The 15,870-nt window shown below is 53.3% G+C and carries 12 protein-coding genes; 9 read left to right on the top strand and 3 right to left on the bottom strand.

All coding sequences use genetic code 11. The features are described from left to right. Positions 1-64: 64 nt before the first annotated feature. Positions 65-445 (top strand): GFA family protein, encoded by a 381-nt coding sequence (locus NA986_RS04015; protein ID WP_014343841.1) that lies wholly within the window; start codon positions 65-67, stop codon positions 443-445. A 24-nt stretch (positions 446-469) separates the two neighbouring features. On the opposite strand, the gene smvA is transcribed toward NA986_RS04015, so the two are convergent. Further along, positions 470-1,957 (bottom strand): methyl viologen efflux MFS transporter SmvA, encoded by a 1,488-nt coding sequence (gene smvA, locus NA986_RS04010; protein WP_023216520.1) that lies wholly within the window; start codon positions 1,955-1,957, stop codon positions 470-472. Between the two features lie 117 nt (positions 1,958-2,074). Here smvA and NA986_RS04005 point away from each other — a divergent pair, with 117 nt between their 5' ends. The 7 genes from NA986_RS04005 (at position 2,075) to NA986_RS03975 (ending at position 12,000) form a co-directional block, all read left to right on the top strand. Beyond that, positions 2,075-2,653, top strand: a complete 579-nt coding sequence (locus NA986_RS04005; protein ID WP_000121044.1) for a TetR family transcriptional regulator — start codon at positions 2,075-2,077, stop codon at positions 2,651-2,653. 214 nt (positions 2,654-2,867) lie between these two features. Further along, positions 2,868-4,256, top strand: coding sequence for a NarK family nitrate/nitrite MFS transporter (locus NA986_RS04000; protein WP_023216521.1), 1,389 nt, complete (start codon positions 2,868-2,870; stop codon positions 4,254-4,256). Between the two features lie 91 nt (positions 4,257-4,347). Next, positions 4,348-8,088, top strand: a complete 3,741-nt coding sequence (locus tag NA986_RS03995) for a nitrate reductase subunit alpha (RefSeq protein WP_023216522.1) — start codon at positions 4,348-4,350, stop codon at positions 8,086-8,088. Beyond that, positions 8,085-9,629: a nitrate reductase subunit beta gene (gene narH / locus NA986_RS03990; RefSeq protein WP_023213286.1), complete on the top strand. Its 1,545-nt coding sequence runs from the start codon at positions 8,085-8,087 to the stop codon at positions 9,627-9,629. Before NA986_RS03995 ends, narH begins: the two co-directional genes overlap by 4 nt. Then, positions 9,629-10,324 carry a nitrate reductase molybdenum cofactor assembly chaperone gene (narW, locus tag NA986_RS03985; protein WP_023216523.1) on the top strand — a complete coding sequence of 232 codons (696 nt, stop codon included), beginning with the start codon at positions 9,629-9,631 and terminating at the stop codon, positions 10,322-10,324. The genes narH and narW overlap by 1 nt, the downstream gene beginning before the upstream one ends. Next, positions 10,321-11,001, top strand: coding sequence for a respiratory nitrate reductase subunit gamma (narI, locus tag NA986_RS03980; protein ID WP_000617106.1), 681 nt, complete (start codon positions 10,321-10,323; stop codon positions 10,999-11,001). Before narW ends, narI begins: the two co-directional genes overlap by 4 nt. A 105-nt stretch (positions 11,002-11,106) precedes the next feature. After that, positions 11,107-12,000, top strand: a complete 894-nt coding sequence (locus NA986_RS03975) for a PhzF family isomerase (protein ID WP_000804298.1) — start codon at positions 11,107-11,109, stop codon at positions 11,998-12,000. Positions 12,001-12,035: 35 nt separating this feature from the next. Here the strand turns inward: NA986_RS03975 and nhoA are convergent, their stop codons facing one another. Both nhoA and steA read right to left on the bottom strand, forming a co-directional pair. Continuing rightward, complete coding sequence (gene nhoA, locus NA986_RS03970; RefSeq protein ID WP_023216524.1) at positions 12,036-12,881, bottom strand: N-hydroxyarylamine O-acetyltransferase; 846 nt, start codon at positions 12,879-12,881, stop codon at positions 12,036-12,038. Positions 12,882-13,163: 282 nt separating this feature from the next. Then, positions 13,164-13,796 carry a type III secretion system effector SteA gene (gene steA / locus NA986_RS03965; protein WP_023216525.1) on the bottom strand — a complete coding sequence of 211 codons (633 nt, stop codon included), beginning with the start codon at positions 13,794-13,796 and terminating at the stop codon, positions 13,164-13,166. 512 nt (positions 13,797-14,308) lie between these two features. On the opposite strand from steA, the gene ansP reads away from it, so the two are divergent. Then, entirely contained in the window at positions 14,309-15,802 is a 1,494-nt protein-coding gene (ansP, locus tag NA986_RS03960; protein ID WP_000857112.1) for an L-asparagine permease, read from the top strand. Positions 15,803-15,870 lie beyond the last annotated feature (68 nt).

Here is a 15,870-nt window from a genome sequence, read left to right as displayed (position 1 = left end):
TGCCGTGCAGACGTTCACTGGTCGTTGTCTTTGCGGACAGAGCCATTTTACCGTTGACGTCGAAATGCTGGATGTCTATGCCTGCCATTGTACGCTGTGTCAAAAATGGTCGGGTGGAATAGCCATGTATCTGGAAGCCTGCGGGCAACCACAGCTAGCCCCCCTTTCCCCGGAACCGCCATACTTTTCATCCTCTTCGCGCGGCGAACGCTACTTCTGTTCCGGCTGCGGGTGTCCGCTGTGGTTTCGGCTTACCGATACCGATCGCTATTTTATTCCCTGGACCTTACTGGAACTGAACGAAGTTGATCGCCGTCGGCTGATTCTGGCTGCGGAAATCTATACCGAAACCCAGCCTGCCTTCTGGCGACTGACGGGGCAATACGCACGCCTCAGCGGTAAAGAGGTTGAGGAAATGGACTCCCCCTGCCAGCTAGCGCATTAAGCGCTTATCTCACCAGGCGTTATGTTATCGGCGTTGGGCTTTTGCCAGGCTGAACCACATCCCTACCGCCAGCAAAAGAAGCATACTCCCGGCGCTGCTTAACGCCACGCTATGCGACCAGATAAAGGCATGTCTGGCGGCGTCCAGTATTGCCTGCCCCTGCGTGGGCGGTAGGCTATTCGCCAACTGCACGGCTTCTCCCATTGAAGATGACGCTCTGGCAATCTCTTGCGCCTCAAGCCCGGCAGGCAGACGGATAGACGCGGAGAAGCTACGGCTTAACAACAGACCGAAAATGGCAATGCCCAGTCCCGCGCCCAGTTCATAAGCCATCGTTTCTATCGCGCCGGCCGCCGCCGCTTTTTCTGCCGGCGCAGCGGCCATAATTGCCGACGTGGAAGCCAGCAATGCGCTGGCGGCGCTAAATCCCAGCAGCGCCATCAGCCCCCAGGCCTGCCATTGTTGGGTGCTGAAATCCGTCATCGCCAGGCCATAAAAACTCAGCGAGCTTAACGCCATGCCGCCCGTCGCGACCAGCCGTAGTCCCAGACGCGAGACCAGCACGCCCGCAATCGGCCCGCTGAATCCACTGGCGACCATCACCGGCAGCATAAATACCCCGGCCTCATAAGGTGATAGCCCGTGAACAAACTGTAGCTCTTGCGCCATCAGCAGCTCAAAGCCCACCAGAGTGATCATCGCGGTCATCGCCATCACGACGCCGCTCAGGATAATGCGATGGGTAAATAGTCGCATATCAATCATCGGACGCGATGTCGCAAGCTGTGTGCGGATAAAGAGTCCCAGGAGCAGCGCGCCGGTAAGCAGGGTAAGCGAGATGACCCACAGCGACAGATGCCCTTTCAGCGCGGTTTTAGCGCTATAGACCAACAGCAAAATGGCAATAATCAGCATCACCGCATGGCCAAGATTGAGCGGTTGATCGCGACGGCCCGCCTGGCGAGGAACATAGCGGGCGGTTAAGCCCATGACGACCAGCACAATCGGCACGTTGATCAGGAAAACCGATCCCCAGTAAAAATGCTCTAATAATATGCCGCCGATGAGCGGCCCAAACGCCGCTCCGCCCGAACCTACCGCTGCCCAGACGCCCAGCGCCATGTTGCGATGCTTCTCTTCACAAAAGGTGGCGCGTATCCCGGCCAGCGTCGCCGGTACAATCATCGCCGCGCCAATAGCCAGTAATACCCTGGTGGCGATAAGCCAACTGGCGGTATGCGAAAACGCCGCCGCCAGTGACGCCAGGCCAAAGAGCGTCCCGCCCAGCATCAGCAGGCGTTTAAAACCGATACGATCGCCAAGCGCGCCCATCGGCAACACCATGCCAGCCATGACCAAAGAATAAATATCAATGATCCACAGCAGCTCGTTGCCGCTGGCCCCCAGTGTCATACTCAGTGTCGGCGCGGCGACATGCAAGACCGTGGCATCAATGGCGACAGGAATATAGACCAGCACAATAATGACTAACGTTAACCACTGACGAAACATAACTCTCCCTTCAAAAACTCAAATTTGGACGCTTGTCCAGCTTCAGGATCCTACGGTAAGTTGAACGAATGTCCAGCTTTTTGTTACACTGCGCGCATTGGCTAATGTGGGGAAAATATGAGTTACCTTAACCGGGATGAACGCCGCGAAGTGATCCTGCAAGCGGCGATGCGCGTGGCGCTGGCAGAGGGGTTTGCCGCCATGACGGTGCGACGAATCGCATCAGAAGCCGATGTCGCCGCCGGCCAGGTGCATCACCACTTCAGCTCGGCGGGCGAGCTCAAAGCGCTGGCCTTTGTCCATTTGATCCGCACCCTGCTTGATGCCGGGCAAGTTCCGCCGCCCGCCACCTGGCGTGCACGGCTTCACGCTATGTTGGGTAGCGAAGACGGCGGCTTTGAGCCTTACATAAAATTGTGGCGAGAGGCGCAAATTCTGGCCGATCGGGATCCGCACATCAGAGATGCTTATCTCCTCACGATGCAGATGTGGCATGAGGAAACGGTCACAATTATCGAGCAGGGCAAACAGGCAGGAGAATTTACGTTTACTGCTAACGCCACGGATATCGCCTGGCGGCTTATCGCACTGGTGTGCGGGCTGGACGGTATGTATGTGCTGGGTATTCCGGAAATGGCCGATCCCGCGTTTAAATACCATCTGGATCGTATGATTACGCTTGAACTCTTTGCGTAAAGTTACAAATAATTTAATAAAAATCACTTTTAATTTACAAATAGTAACAATTAAGAAACATCATATCTCCTCATCGCGCCGCGCTGGCCTGGTTTTTTATCTATTCTTTCACTCAATATTCTAAAAAAACTTCAATAAGTTCTCAAAAGAGCGCGTGACGCTCTGTCTCTTTTTTGTGTTTTTCTTCAAATGATATGCGCATGTGAGGGGTAAAATGACACGACAAAACGAGAATTATAACCGTTATCTCTTGAGTGACTGGCGACCCGAAAATCCAGCCTTCTGGGAGAATAAAGGGAAAAGCATCGCCAGAAGAAACTTATGGATTTCAGTAAGTTGTTTGCTCCTGGCATTTTGCGTCTGGATGTTGTTTAGCGCTGTTGCCGTCAACCTCAATAAAATTGGATTTAATTTTACCACCGACCAACTCTTTTTATTAACCGCATTACCTTCTCTTTCCGGCGCAATATTACGCGTCCCCTACTCCTTTATGGTGCCACTGTTTGGTGGCCGTAAATGGACCGTATTAAGTACCGTAATATTGATTATTCCCTGCGCCTGGCTGGGATTCGCCGTGCAAAATCCCGCCACCCCTTTCGGGGTATTTATGCTCATCGCTCTGTTGTGCGGTTTTGCGGGGGCAAACTTCGCGTCCAGTATGGGCAACATCAGTTTTTTCTTTCCAAAAGCCAGACAAGGTAGCGCGTTGGGTATTAACGGCGGCCTGGGAAATCTTGGCGTCAGTGTGATGCAGTTGATTGCGCCGCTGGTTATTTTTCTGCCGATATTTACTTTTTTAGGCGTCCAGGGCGTGCCGCAACCTGATGGCTCCCTGCTCGCCCTCACTAACGCCGCCTGGATCTGGGTGCCGTTACTGGCTGTCGCGACGCTTGCCGCCTGGTTTGGTATGAACGATATCGGCAGTTCAAAAGCGTCTGTCGCTTCGCAATTGCCGGTGCTAAAACGTCTGCACCTGTGGCTGCTTAGCCTGCTGTACCTGGCGACATTCGGGTCATTCATCGGCTTTTCCGCAGGTTTCGCCATGCTCGCCAAAACGCAATTTCCCGACGTAAACATTCTGCAACTGGCGTTCTTTGGCCCTTTTATCGGCGCGCTGGCGCGATCGGCAGGCGGCGTGATCTCCGATAAATTCGGCGGCGTTCGCGTAACGCTCATTAATTTTATCTTTATGGCGCTGTTTACCGCCCTGCTATTCCTCACGCTGCCAGGCTCCGGCGCAGGCAGCTTTAGCGCGTTCTATCTTGTTTTTATGGGCCTGTTTTTGACAGCGGGTCTCGGCAGCGGTTCTACCTTCCAGATGATTGCGGTGATCTTCCGTCAGATCACGCTCTACAACGTCAAACTGCGCGGCGGGAGCGATGAGCAGGCGCAGCGCGAAGCGGTGACGGATACCGCCGCCGCACTCGGTTTTATCTCCGCTATTGGCGCTGTGGGCGGCTTCTTTATTCCAAAAGCGTTTGGCACCTCTTTGGCCTTGACCGGCTCGCCGGTGGGCGCCATGAAAATCTTTTTGCTGTTTTACATCGCTTGCGTCCTGCTGACCTGGCTGGTCTACGGGCGTCGTAAGCCTAAACAACAATAACAACATACGCACCTGTAGGACGGCCATCCGGCAATGGTTTAACGCCAAATCGACAGGATGGCGGAAAATTTATCGAAGCAGGAGAAATGTCATGAGTAAACTGTTGGATCGCTTTCGTTACTTTAAACAAAAAGGCGATACCTTTGCCGACGGCCATGGTCAGGTGATGCATACCAACCGCGACTGGGAAGACAGTTATCGCCAGCGCTGGCAGTTTGATAAGATCGTGCGCTCAACCCACGGCGTCAACTGCACGGGCTCCTGTAGTTGGAAAATTTATGTCAAAAACGGTCTGGTGACGTGGGAAACCCAGCAAACCGACTACCCGCGCACGCGTCCCGATTTACCGAACCATGAACCGCGCGGCTGCCCGCGCGGCGCCAGCTACTCCTGGTATCTCTATAGCGCCAATCGTTTGAAATACCCTCTGGTACGTAAGCGGCTGATAGAACTGTGGCGCGAGGCCCTTTCCCGGCACAGCGATCCGGTGCTGGCATGGGAATCTATAATGAACGACCCGCAAAAATGCCAAAGTTACAAACAGGTGCGCGGACATGGCGGCTTTATTCGTTCGAACTGGAAAGAGCTGAATCAGCTCATTGCCGCTGCTAACGTCTGGACAATCAAAACCTATGGTCCGGATCGTGTGGCGGGGTTTTCACCTATTCCGGCAATGTCGATGGTTTCTTACGCCGCCGGAACACGTTATCTGTCATTGCTTGGCGGTACTTGTCTGAGCTTCTATGACTGGTATTGCGATCTTCCACCCGCGTCGCCAATGACCTGGGGCGAGCAGACTGACGTGCCGGAGTCCGCCGACTGGTATAACTCAGCCTACATTATTGCCTGGGGCTCTAACGTGCCGCAGACGCGTACCCCGGACGCCCACTTCTTTACCGAAGTGCGCTACAAAGGCACTAAGACGATCGCCATCACCCCGGACTATTCCGAAGTCGCTAAACTGTGCGATCAGTGGCTGGCGCCAAAGCAAGGTACCGACAGCGCGCTGGCGATGGCCATGGGTCACGTTATTTTAAAAGAGTTTCATCTCGATAATCCCAGCGACTATTTTCTTAACTATTGCCGCCGTTATACCGACATGCCAATGCTGGTCCTGTTGGATGAGCGCGCAGACGGTAGTTATGTACCGGGGCGTATGATGCGCGCGTCGGATCTGGTGGATGGACTGGGAGAAGCCAATAATCCGGAATGGAAAACCGTCGCGTTCAACAGTACGGGCGAACTGGTCGCGCCCAACGGTTCTATCGGTTTTCGCTGGGGAGAAAAGGGAAAATGGAACCTGGAACCGGTGGCGGCAGGCGTCGAAACTGAACTGTCGCTCTCTTTACTTGGTCAGCATGATGACGTGGCGGGTGTCGCCTTCCCCTATTTTGGCGGTAACGGAAACCCACATTTCCGCAGCGTGCGGCAGGAACCGGTGCTGGTACGTCAGTTACCGGTGAAACGCCTGGCTCTGGCGGACGGTAGCGAGCGGATGGTCGTCAGCGTTTACGATCTGGTGCTGGCTAATTATGGGCTGGATCGTGGTCTGGATAACTGCCATAGCGCCAATAATTATAACGACGTAAAAGCCTACACGCCGGCCTGGGGCGAACAGATTACCGGCGTGCCGCGTCGACATATCGAAACTATTGCGCGTGAATTTGCCGAGACCGCCCATAAAACTCACGGTCGCTCGATGATCATCCTCGGCGCGGGAGTGAATCACTGGTATCACATGGATATGAATTACCGTGGGATGATTAACATGCTGGTGTTCTGCGGCTGTGTTGGACAAACCGGCGGCGGCTGGGCGCACTATGTCGGCCAGGAGAAGCTGCGGCCGCAAACCGGCTGGCTGCCGCTGGCCTTCGCGCTGGACTGGAATCGCCCGCCGCGTCAGATGAACAGTACCTCGTTTTTCTACAACCATGCCAGCCAGTGGCGCTATGAAAAACTGACTGCGCAAGAGTTGCTGTCGCCGCTGGCCGATCCGGCTAAATTTTCCGGACACCTGATCGATTTCAACGTGCGCGCGGAACGTATGGGCTGGCTACCCTCGGCGCCGCAGCTTAATCTTAACCCGCTCAGCGTGAAAGCGAGCGCCGATAAAGCCGGGCTGTCTGTGGCGGATTATACCGTGCAGGCGTTGAAATCAGGCGCTATCCGTTTTGCCTGCGAACAGCCTGACAGTGGTCATAATCACCCGCGAAATTTATTTGTCTGGCGCTCTAACCTGCTCGGCTCCTCCGGGAAAGGTCATGAGTACATGCTCAAATATCTGCTGGGCACCGACAGCGGTATCCAGGGCGAAGCGCTGGGTTCCAGCGAAGGAATTAAGCCTGAAGAGGTGGAATGGCAGTCCGCCGCGATTGAGGGCAAGCTCGATCTGTTGGTCACGCTTGATTTCCGTATGTCCAGTACCTGTCTGTTTTCCGATATCGTTTTGCCGACCGCCACCTGGTATGAAAAAGACGATATGAATACCTCGGATATGCATCCGTTTATCCACCCCCTTTCCGCTGCGGTCGATCCTGCCTGGGAATCCAAAAGCGACTGGGAGATCTACAAAGGTATCGCCAGCGTCTTTTCTGAAGTGTGTGTCGGACACCTCGGACAGGAAACCGATGTGGTGCTACACCCGCTCCAGCATGATTCCCCGGCGGAACTGGCGCAGCCATTTGATATTCTTGACTGGCGTAAAGGCGAGTGCGAACTTATTCCGGGCAAAACCGCCCCCAATATCGTCGTGGTTGAACGCGATTATCCGGCCACCTATGAACGTTTTACCTCGCTGGGTCCCCTGCTGGATAAATTAGGCAACGGCGGTAAGGGGATTGCCTGGAATACGCAAGATGAAGTCGATTTCCTCGGTAAGCTCAATTACACCAAACACGATGGCCCGGCGAAAGGACGTCCGCGAATAGACACCGCGCTGGATGCTTCGGAAGTGATTCTTGCCTTAGCGCCGGAAACTAACGGTCAGGTGGCGGTGAAAGCCTGGCAGGCGTTGGGCGAGATGACCGGGCGCGAGCACACCCATCTGGCCATCAATAAAGAAGATGAGAAAATTCGCTTTCGTGATATCCAGGCGCAACCGCGCAAAATTATCTCCAGCCCGACCTGGTCAGGGCTGGAAAGCGAGCATGTCTCTTATAACGCCGGCTATACCAACGTACATGAACTGATCCCGTGGCGCACGTTGTCGGGGCGGCAACAACTCTATCAGGATCATGCGTGGATGCGCGCTTTTGGCGAAAGCCTGGTGGCATATCGTCCGCCGATTGATACCCGCAGCGTCAGCGAAATGCGAGAAATTCCGCCCAACGGTTTCCCGGAAAAAGCGCTTAACTTCCTGACGCCGCACCAGAAATGGGGAATTCACTCCACCTACAGCGAAAACCTGCTGATGCTGACCTTGTCGCGCGGCGGGCCGATTGTCTGGATCAGCGAAGCCGATGCCCGTGAATTGGGTATTGAAGATAACGACTGGATTGAAGCCTTCAACGCTAATGGCGCCCTTACCGCTCGTGCGGTGGTCAGCCAGCGCGTTCCGCCGGGTATGACCATGATGTACCACGCCCAGGAGCGAATTATGAATATTCCGGGCTCGGAAGTGACCGGGATGCGCGGCGGGATCCATAACTCCGTGACCCGGGTCTGTCCAAAACCGACGCATATGATCGGCGGCTATGCGCAACTGGCTTACGGCTTCAACTATTACGGAACCGTGGGTTCGAATCGCGATGAATTCATCATGATCAGGAAAATGAAAAACATTAACTGGCTGGATGATGAGGGCCGGGATCAGGTACAGGAGGCGAAAAAATGAAAATACGCTCACAGGTTGGGATGGTACTGAATCTCGATAAATGTATTGGCTGTCACACCTGCTCCGTCACCTGTAAAAACGTCTGGACCGGACGTGAAGGGATGGAATACGCATGGTTCAATAACGTCGAAACTAAACCGGGCATCGGCTATCCCAAAAACTGGGAAGACCAGCAGGAGTGGCAAGGCGGTTGGGTTCGTGATGTTAATGGCAAGATAAGGCCCCGTCTGGGCGGCAAAATGGGGGTAATTAGCAAAATTTTCGCCAACCCGGTGATTCCGCAAATCGATGATTACTATGAACCCTTTACCTTCGATTATCAGCATTTACATCATGCGCCGGAGAGTAAGCATCAGCCCACTGCCCGCCCTCGTTCACTGATTGACGGAAAACGGATGGACAAGGTGATCTGGGGGCCAAACTGGGAAGAGCTGCTCGGCGGCGAGTTTGAAAAACGCGCCCGCGACCGTAACTTCGACAACATACAAAAGGAGATGTACGGTCAGTTCGAAAACACCTTCATGATGTACCTGCCGCGTCTGTGCGAACACTGCCTGAACCCCAGTTGTGTTGCCACCTGCCCAAGTGGCGCTATTTATAAGCGTGAAGAAGACGGCATCGTGCTAATCGACCAGGATAAATGCCGGGGCTGGCGTTTGTGTATCAGCGGCTGCCCGTACAAAAAAATCTACTTTAACTGGAAGAGCGGCAAGTCTGAGAAATGCATATTTTGCTATCCGCGTATTGAATCCGGCCAGCCGACCGTTTGCTCGGAAACCTGCGTCGGGCGCATCCGTTATCTTGGCGTTCTGCTCTACGACGCCGACAGGATTGAAGACGCGGCCAGTACCGAACACGAAACAGATTTGTATGAACGTCAGTGCGATGTGTTTCTCAATCCGCACGATCCGGCGGTCATCGAAGAGGCGCTTAAACAGGGCATCCCGCAAAACGTCATCGACGCCGCCCAACGGTCGCCGGTGTACAAAATGGCGATGGACTGGAAGCTGGCGCTTCCGCTGCACCCGGAATACCGTACCCTGCCGATGGTCTGGTACGTACCGCCGCTATCGCCCATCCAGTCATACGCCGACGCGGGCGGGTTGCCGCACAATGGCAATATTCTGCCGGCGGTGGAGACGCTGCGTATTCCGGTCCAGTACCTGGCCAATATGCTCAGCGCGGGCGATACCGGTCCGGTCATTCGGGCTCTAAAGCGGATGATGGCGATGCGCCACTACATGCGCTCGCAGACGGTTGAAGGCGTGACGGATACCCGCGCCATTGAGGAAGTCGGTCTGAGCGTACAACAGGTTGAAGAGATGTATCGCTACCTGGCGATTGCCAATTATGAAGATCGTTTTGTCATTCCCACCAGCCACCGGGAAATGGCGCGCGATGCCTTTCCGGAGCGCAACGGCTGCGGCTTTACTTTTGGCGACGGTTGCCACGGGTCGGATACCAAATTCAACCTGTTCAACAGTAGCCGTATTGATGCCATCAATATCACCGAAGTACGTGATAAAGCGGAGGGGGAATAATGCAAATCCTCAAAGCGATTGGCCTGTTGATGGAATATCCGGACGACGAGTTGTGGGAATGTCGGGATGAAGCGCTTGCCCTTATCCAACACGATGCGCCAATGCTGGCCGACTTCACTCGCGAGCTGCTTTATGCGCCGTTACTGGATAAACAAGCAGAATGGTGTGAAGTGTTTGACCGAGGGCGCGCCACTTCATTGCTGTTATTCGAGCATGTTCATGCGGAGTCCCGCGATCGCGGCCAGGCGATGGTCAATTTGTTAAGCCAGTATGAAACCGTGGGCCTCCAGCTCAACTGCCGCGAACTGCCGGATCACCTGCCGCTCTATCTGGAGTACTTAAGCGTGTTGCCGGAAGTGGAAGCTCGCGAGGGATTACAGAATATTGCCCCTATTCTGGCGCTGCTGGGCGGTCGTCTGAAACAGCGAGGAGCGCCGTGGTATCAACTGTTTGACGCCCTGCTGACGCTGGCGGGTAGTACGCTTACAAGTGACAGTGTCACCAAGCAAATTATTCAGGAATCGCGGGATGATACCCGTCAGGCACTGGATGCCGTCTGGGAAGAAGAACAGGTGAAGTTTATCGAAGATAACGCCACGACCTGTGACAGTTCACCGTTACACCATTATCAACGACGCTTTAGCCAGGACGCGGCGCCGCAGTACGTCGACGTCAGCGCGGGAGGCCCGAAATGATACAGTACCTGAACGTCTTTTTTTACGACATCTACCCCTATATTTGCGCCACGGTATTCTTCCTTGGCAGTTGGCTGCGCTATGACTACGGACAATATACCTGGCGCGCGTCGTCCAGCCAGATGCTGGATAAGCGTGGGATGGTGATATGGTCGAATCTGTTCCATATTGGCATTCTGGGGATCTTTTTTGGCCATCTGTTCGGGATGCTGACGCCACACTGGATGTATGCCTGGTTCCTGCCGATTGCGGTAAAACAGCAGATGGCGATGATCCTCGGCGGCGTGTGCGGCGTATTAACGTTGATCGGCGGCGCGGGATTACTGTGGCGTCGTCTGACCAATCAGCGTGTGCGGGCGACATCCACTACACCAGATATTATCATCATGAGCATTTTGCTGATTCAGTGCCTGCTTGGCCTGAGCACCATTCCGTTTTCGGCGCAATATCCGGATGGCAGCGAAATGATGAAGTTGGTGGGCTGGGCGCAAAGTATTGTCACCTTCCGCGGCGGGTCTTCGGAAATGCTGAGCGGTGTGGCGTTTGTTTTCCGCGTTCATCTGGTGCTGGGAATGACTATTTTCCTGCTCTTCCCGTTCACCCGTCTGGTTCATGTCTGGAGCGCGCCGTTTGAGTATTTCACCCGTCGCTACCAGATTGTTCGTACCCGCCGCTAATTCTCTTTGCCCGGGGGTACGCTTACCGGGCAAAGAAAAACGCCTGGGCGTCGTCATTCGGCAACGCACAGGCTATGATGATTCTTCAGTCAAAGGAGAACATCAATGAAACCGCAGATTTACCATGTTGACGCCTTCACCAGCGAACCCTTTCGCGGCAACTCTGCTGGCGTTGTCTTACATGCGGATACGCTAAGCGACGCGCAGATGCAGCTGATTGCCCGTGAACTTCGTCACTCGGAAACCGCCTTTTTGCTAAAAAGCGAAGAGAGTGATGTGCGCATACGCTATTTTACACCGACAGTAGAAGTCCCCATCTGTGGTCATGCCACCGTGGCCGCGCATTATGTTCGGGCAACGGTACTGGGGTTGGGAAACACCACCGTCTGGCAAACCTCGTTAGCGGGCCGTCATCGCGTTGAAATTCATGCCGAACACAACGACTATCGCATCACGCTGGAACAAGGTCAGCCCTCTTTTGAACCACCGCTAGTCGGAGAAATTCGGGCTGCCATCATCACCGCGTTGAACCTGACTGAAGATGATATCGTGCCGGGAGCGCCAATTCAGGTGGCTTCAACAGGACATGCAAAAGTGATGATCCTACTCAAACCAGACGTTGATATTGATGCCCTTTCTCCGAATCTGGCAGCCCTGACGGCAATCAGCCAGCAAATTGGCTGTAACGGCTTTTTTCCTTTCCAGATTCGTCCGGGAAAAAACGAAACCGATGGGCGAATGTTTTCTCCGGCGATAGGGATTGTGGAAGATCCGGTAACGGGAAACGCCAATGGCCCGATGGGTGCATGGCTCGTCCATCATGGTCTGATGGCGCATGACGGTAAAACGCTGCAGATTCAAGGCCATCAGGGGCGCGCTTTAGGCAAAGAAGGTACTGTTGATGTTACCGTCACCATTCGCGATAACCAGCCGGAAAACGTCACCATCTCCGGCCAAGCGGTCATTCTGTTTCATGCCGAATGGGCCATTACTTTTTAATCTTTGTCAGGCCCGCAAATCCTCGCGGCAAAAAATTATTTTCCCGCCTCCGGATGGGTATCAAATGCAGCCATTACCGCGGCCAGCTCCGCCTCGGTAAAACCGTGCTTTACATCATTTACGCCGAGACCAAACTGCTGCTGAAGTAACTGATACAACGACGGTACATCCGGTACATTGACCTGTTCAACGGCATGTCCCTGGTGGTAACGCGTGAAGTGGAAATTCGTTAATGTCAGCTTGCCGCCATCAGGCAAATGGCGGCACATCAACAAATGATGACGAAAATGGGATTGCGGCCAGTGAGCCGACCAGAAATTGCCCATCACATGATCGCTCTGCTGCTGCACCCCCAGATCAAAACAGTACATCGACTGCCAGTGCTCATGGTGGCGGAATTGTAAAATCCATGTGCTCCCCTCCTGCATCAGGCGGTATTCGCCATGCGGCGTTTGCTGAGCAATTTCAGCCTGCAGACGAAGCGGCGCGGTTAGCGTTTGGCCGCCAAACCCCACGTCAGCGATCCACTGCTCATCCTCAACATCAACCAGCAGCAAACGGTGCGTGCGTGGCGGTAAACTGGCGGGATGAGACAGAATGACCCGCCCCAATAAGCTTCGGACGTTAAAACCGATGTCGCGTAACGCACGTTCAAACAGGCCATTCAGTTCAAAACAGTATCCACCGCGTCGGGCATAAAGCAGTTTCTCCTCTAATGCCGTCTCATCGAGCTGTATTTCACGAGGCAGTAGCACATCCAGATTTTCAAAAGGAATCGCGCAGTTGTGCGCTAAGTGAAGCGTTCTGAGCGCTTCAACCGTAGGAACCCCCAACGGCTGACAATGTAATCGCGTAAAATAAGCATGTAAAAAAGGGGTCATCTGAGGCTTCCATTAACATTAATGCTTGCGTTCGGCACACAGGCTGAGGCGGATATCGCTGCGCAACAGGATACCCTATCCGTGGAATAGCGTTGGATACTTTTGAAAAAAATAAGACAGGCCAGCTACAGCGCCGGAGGTACGTGGGATTTTGGCCTACAAACGGAAATCGGTTCTGAGAATCTCTTTGCGGCACGCCGCCAAAATAGCGGCGTGTTAAAATTTTTAACGCCAGCTCAGCGAATCTGATTTCTAACAAAACTGGCTAAACATAAACGCTTTTTAATACTTGTCCAAATAGTTATGGTAACGATCTTTTATGTCGGCCGCCCATTGCACTTTCGCCTCCTGCATGTCGCTGGCCCGAGCGATATAATGTTCTAAACTCGGAATGGCGCCTAATGCCTGAGGTAAGGCATTATATTCTGCTATTCGCTCTCTGACGGTTTTATATTTTTCATCAATATCATAATGATAGTACGCTGGCGCTTCAAAAAAGCCCTCTTCCAGTCTCATACAGATCTCTTCAAAGGACCCCTTAACCTCAACGGTATGTTCGCCATCCGATATCCTGACGATTGGCTCACGTCCAGCCATCAGCGAGAGTTGTTCGAATGTTAACATCCGACCATCAGAAAGCTCGACATCTATAATAAATTGTTCATCACGTACAGCATCTGCAAGGTGATTATGGATAGTCCCTGCATTGGCACAGAACTCCGCAACTTTAGGCGTAACATTGCAATAATGTTCAATTACTCTTGTAAATCCGTAGGCTAATCCTGCTGTAAGCACATACAAGATGCCTTTCATGATTTTTGTTGATAATTTATTTTCGTAATCTCCTGCAGCAACATGAGGTAGCTTATTTCCTGATAAAGCTCTGGCATAGGTAGAAACTGATGTATGTGGCATATCCTGCTCCTTCAAATTTTGCTCAATAGCTTTATATGTCCTACTCCTCTCTCATTATGTCGATATGTCAATCAACAAAATTGCTCAAAAGCATACATTTTCAGGAGAAAATGAGAATAACAGGCGCAACGGCCTGATCTTATGCTGCTTCAATATCGTCAGGTGGTTTATCGTTCGAGGTCATATCTATGACCATAAATCCCTGCAGGGATTAACCCTGATTAATTATTGCGCAACGCAATCACTGCGGATTTGTGCTGAAAGCTTATCTGGCTGAATCGTGACCACACCGCACCACATCTGACCGCACAAATAAACACGACATCCTCATTTTCTTCTTTCCGTATGTTTTGCGTCATTTAACAATTGCAGGTAGGATGCTCCGCCGGCGGTTTTATCCCTGTCACAGAATCAGGGAAAAGCGGCATTCGCCATTGCAGGCAATCGATTGGTGAGCGCCCGTCGCGGCATAAGGAATTTTTCTGTCAGGACAGGCTATAACAGGTAACGTAATGAAAACACAGACTACGCACGCCGCAGAACAACATGCGGCGAAACGACGCTGGCTGAACGCCCATGAAGAGGGGTATCACAAAGCGATGGGGAATCGTCAGGTTCAGATGATTGCTATCGGCGGCGCGATTGGCACCGGTTTATTTTTAGGTGCAGGCGCCCGATTGCAAATGGCCGGACCGGCACTGGCGCTGGTCTATCTGATATGCGGCATTTTTTCTTTTTTCATTTTACGCGCGCTGGGCGAACTGGTATTGCATCGCCCTTCCAGCGGGAGTTTCGTCTCCTACGCCCGTGAATTTTTGGGTGAAAAAGCGGCCTACGTCGCAGGCTGGATGTACTTTATTAACTGGGCGATGACCGGGATCGTCGATATCACCGCAGTGGCGTTATATATGCACTACTGGGGCGCATTTGGCGACGTTCCGCAATGGGTGTTCGCGCTCGGCGCGTTAACCATTGTCGGTACCATGAACATGATCGGCGTAAAATGGTTTGCCGAAATGGAGTTCTGGTTCGCGCTGATAAAAGTACTCGCCATTGTTATCTTCCTGGTGGTAGGCACGATTTTTCTCGGTACCGGTCAACCGCTTGAGGGTAATGCCACCGGTTTTCACCTGATTACAGATAATGGCGGCTTTTTCCCGCACGGCCTGTTGCCCGCGCTGGTACTGATTCAGGGCGTGGTGTTCGCTTTTGCGTCGATTGAACTGGTCGGTACCGCCGCTGGGGAGTGCAAAGATCCACAGACGATGGTGCCAAAAGCCATCAATAGCGTGATCTGGCGTATTGGTCTTTTCTATGTAGGATCGGTCGTATTGCTGGTTTTGCTGCTGCCGTGGAACGCCTACCAGGCGGGGCAAAGTCCGTTTGTCACCTTCTTTTCTAAACTTGGCGTGCCTTATATCGGCAGTATTATGAATATCGTGGTGTTAACCGCCGCGCTTTCCAGCCTGAACTCCGGGCTTTACTGTACGGGGAGAATTTTACGTTCAATGTCGATGGGGGGTTCCGCGCCGAAATTCATGGCGAAAATGAGCCGTCAGCATGTGCCCTATGCGGGTATTCTGGCGACTCTGGTGGTTTACGTGGTCGGCGTGTTCCTGAATTACCTGGTCCCCTCCCGCGTGTTTGAGATCGTTCTTAATTTTGCCTCGCTCGGCATTATCGCGTCGTGGGCGTTTATCATGGTGTGCCAAATGCGTTTACGCCAGGCGATAAAAGAAGGCAAAGCCGCAGACGTCAGTTTTAAACTGCCCGGCGCGCCTTTTACCTCCTGGCTAACGCTGCTGTTTTTACTAAGCGTGCTGGTACTCATGGCGTTTGACTACCCGAATGGAACTTACACTATCGCCTCGTTGCCGCTGATCGCCATTCTGCTGGTCGCCGGCTGGTTTGGCGTGCGACGTCGTGTGGCGGAGATCCATCGCACTGCGCCAGTGACGGCGGATTCGACAGAGAGTGTCGTATTGAAAGAAGAAGCAGCGACATAACATTCCCCTTCCCCGGCAGCCCCAGGCCTGCCGGGTTTAATGCGCGTTGCCGCCAACACCGCATCGCG

It is taken from the genome of Salmonella sp. NW177, assembly GCF_051811585.1.
Taxonomy (GTDB): Bacteria; Pseudomonadota; Gammaproteobacteria; order Enterobacterales; family Enterobacteriaceae; genus Salmonella; species Salmonella enterica.
This window is presented reverse-complemented; position numbering and strand designations above follow the sequence as displayed.

Coding starts and splice junctions, on each gene's coding strand:
- NA986_RS04015 (WP_014343841.1), top strand. CDS start 65: ATGCTGGATGTCTATGCCTGCCATTGTACGCTGTGTCAAAAATGGTCG.
- smvA (WP_023216520.1), bottom strand. CDS start 1,957: ATGTTTCGTCAGTGGTTAACGTTAGTCATTATTGTGCTGGTCTATATT.
- NA986_RS04005 (WP_000121044.1), top strand. CDS start 2,075: ATGAGTTACCTTAACCGGGATGAACGCCGCGAAGTGATCCTGCAAGCG.
- NA986_RS04000 (WP_023216521.1), top strand. CDS start 2,868: ATGACACGACAAAACGAGAATTATAACCGTTATCTCTTGAGTGACTGG.
- NA986_RS03995 (WP_023216522.1), top strand. CDS start 4,348: ATGAGTAAACTGTTGGATCGCTTTCGTTACTTTAAACAAAAAGGCGAT.
- narH (WP_023213286.1), top strand. CDS start 8,085: ATGAAAATACGCTCACAGGTTGGGATGGTACTGAATCTCGATAAATGT.
- narW (WP_023216523.1), top strand. CDS start 9,629: ATGCAAATCCTCAAAGCGATTGGCCTGTTGATGGAATATCCGGACGAC.
- narI (WP_000617106.1), top strand. CDS start 10,321: ATGATACAGTACCTGAACGTCTTTTTTTACGACATCTACCCCTATATT.
- NA986_RS03975 (WP_000804298.1), top strand. CDS start 11,107: ATGAAACCGCAGATTTACCATGTTGACGCCTTCACCAGCGAACCCTTT.
- nhoA (WP_023216524.1), bottom strand. CDS start 12,881: ATGACCCCTTTTTTACATGCTTATTTTACGCGATTACATTGTCAGCCG.
- steA (WP_023216525.1), bottom strand. CDS start 13,796: ATGCCACATACATCAGTTTCTACCTATGCCAGAGCTTTATCAGGAAAT.
- ansP (WP_000857112.1), top strand. CDS start 14,309: ATGAAAACACAGACTACGCACGCCGCAGAACAACATGCGGCGAAACGA.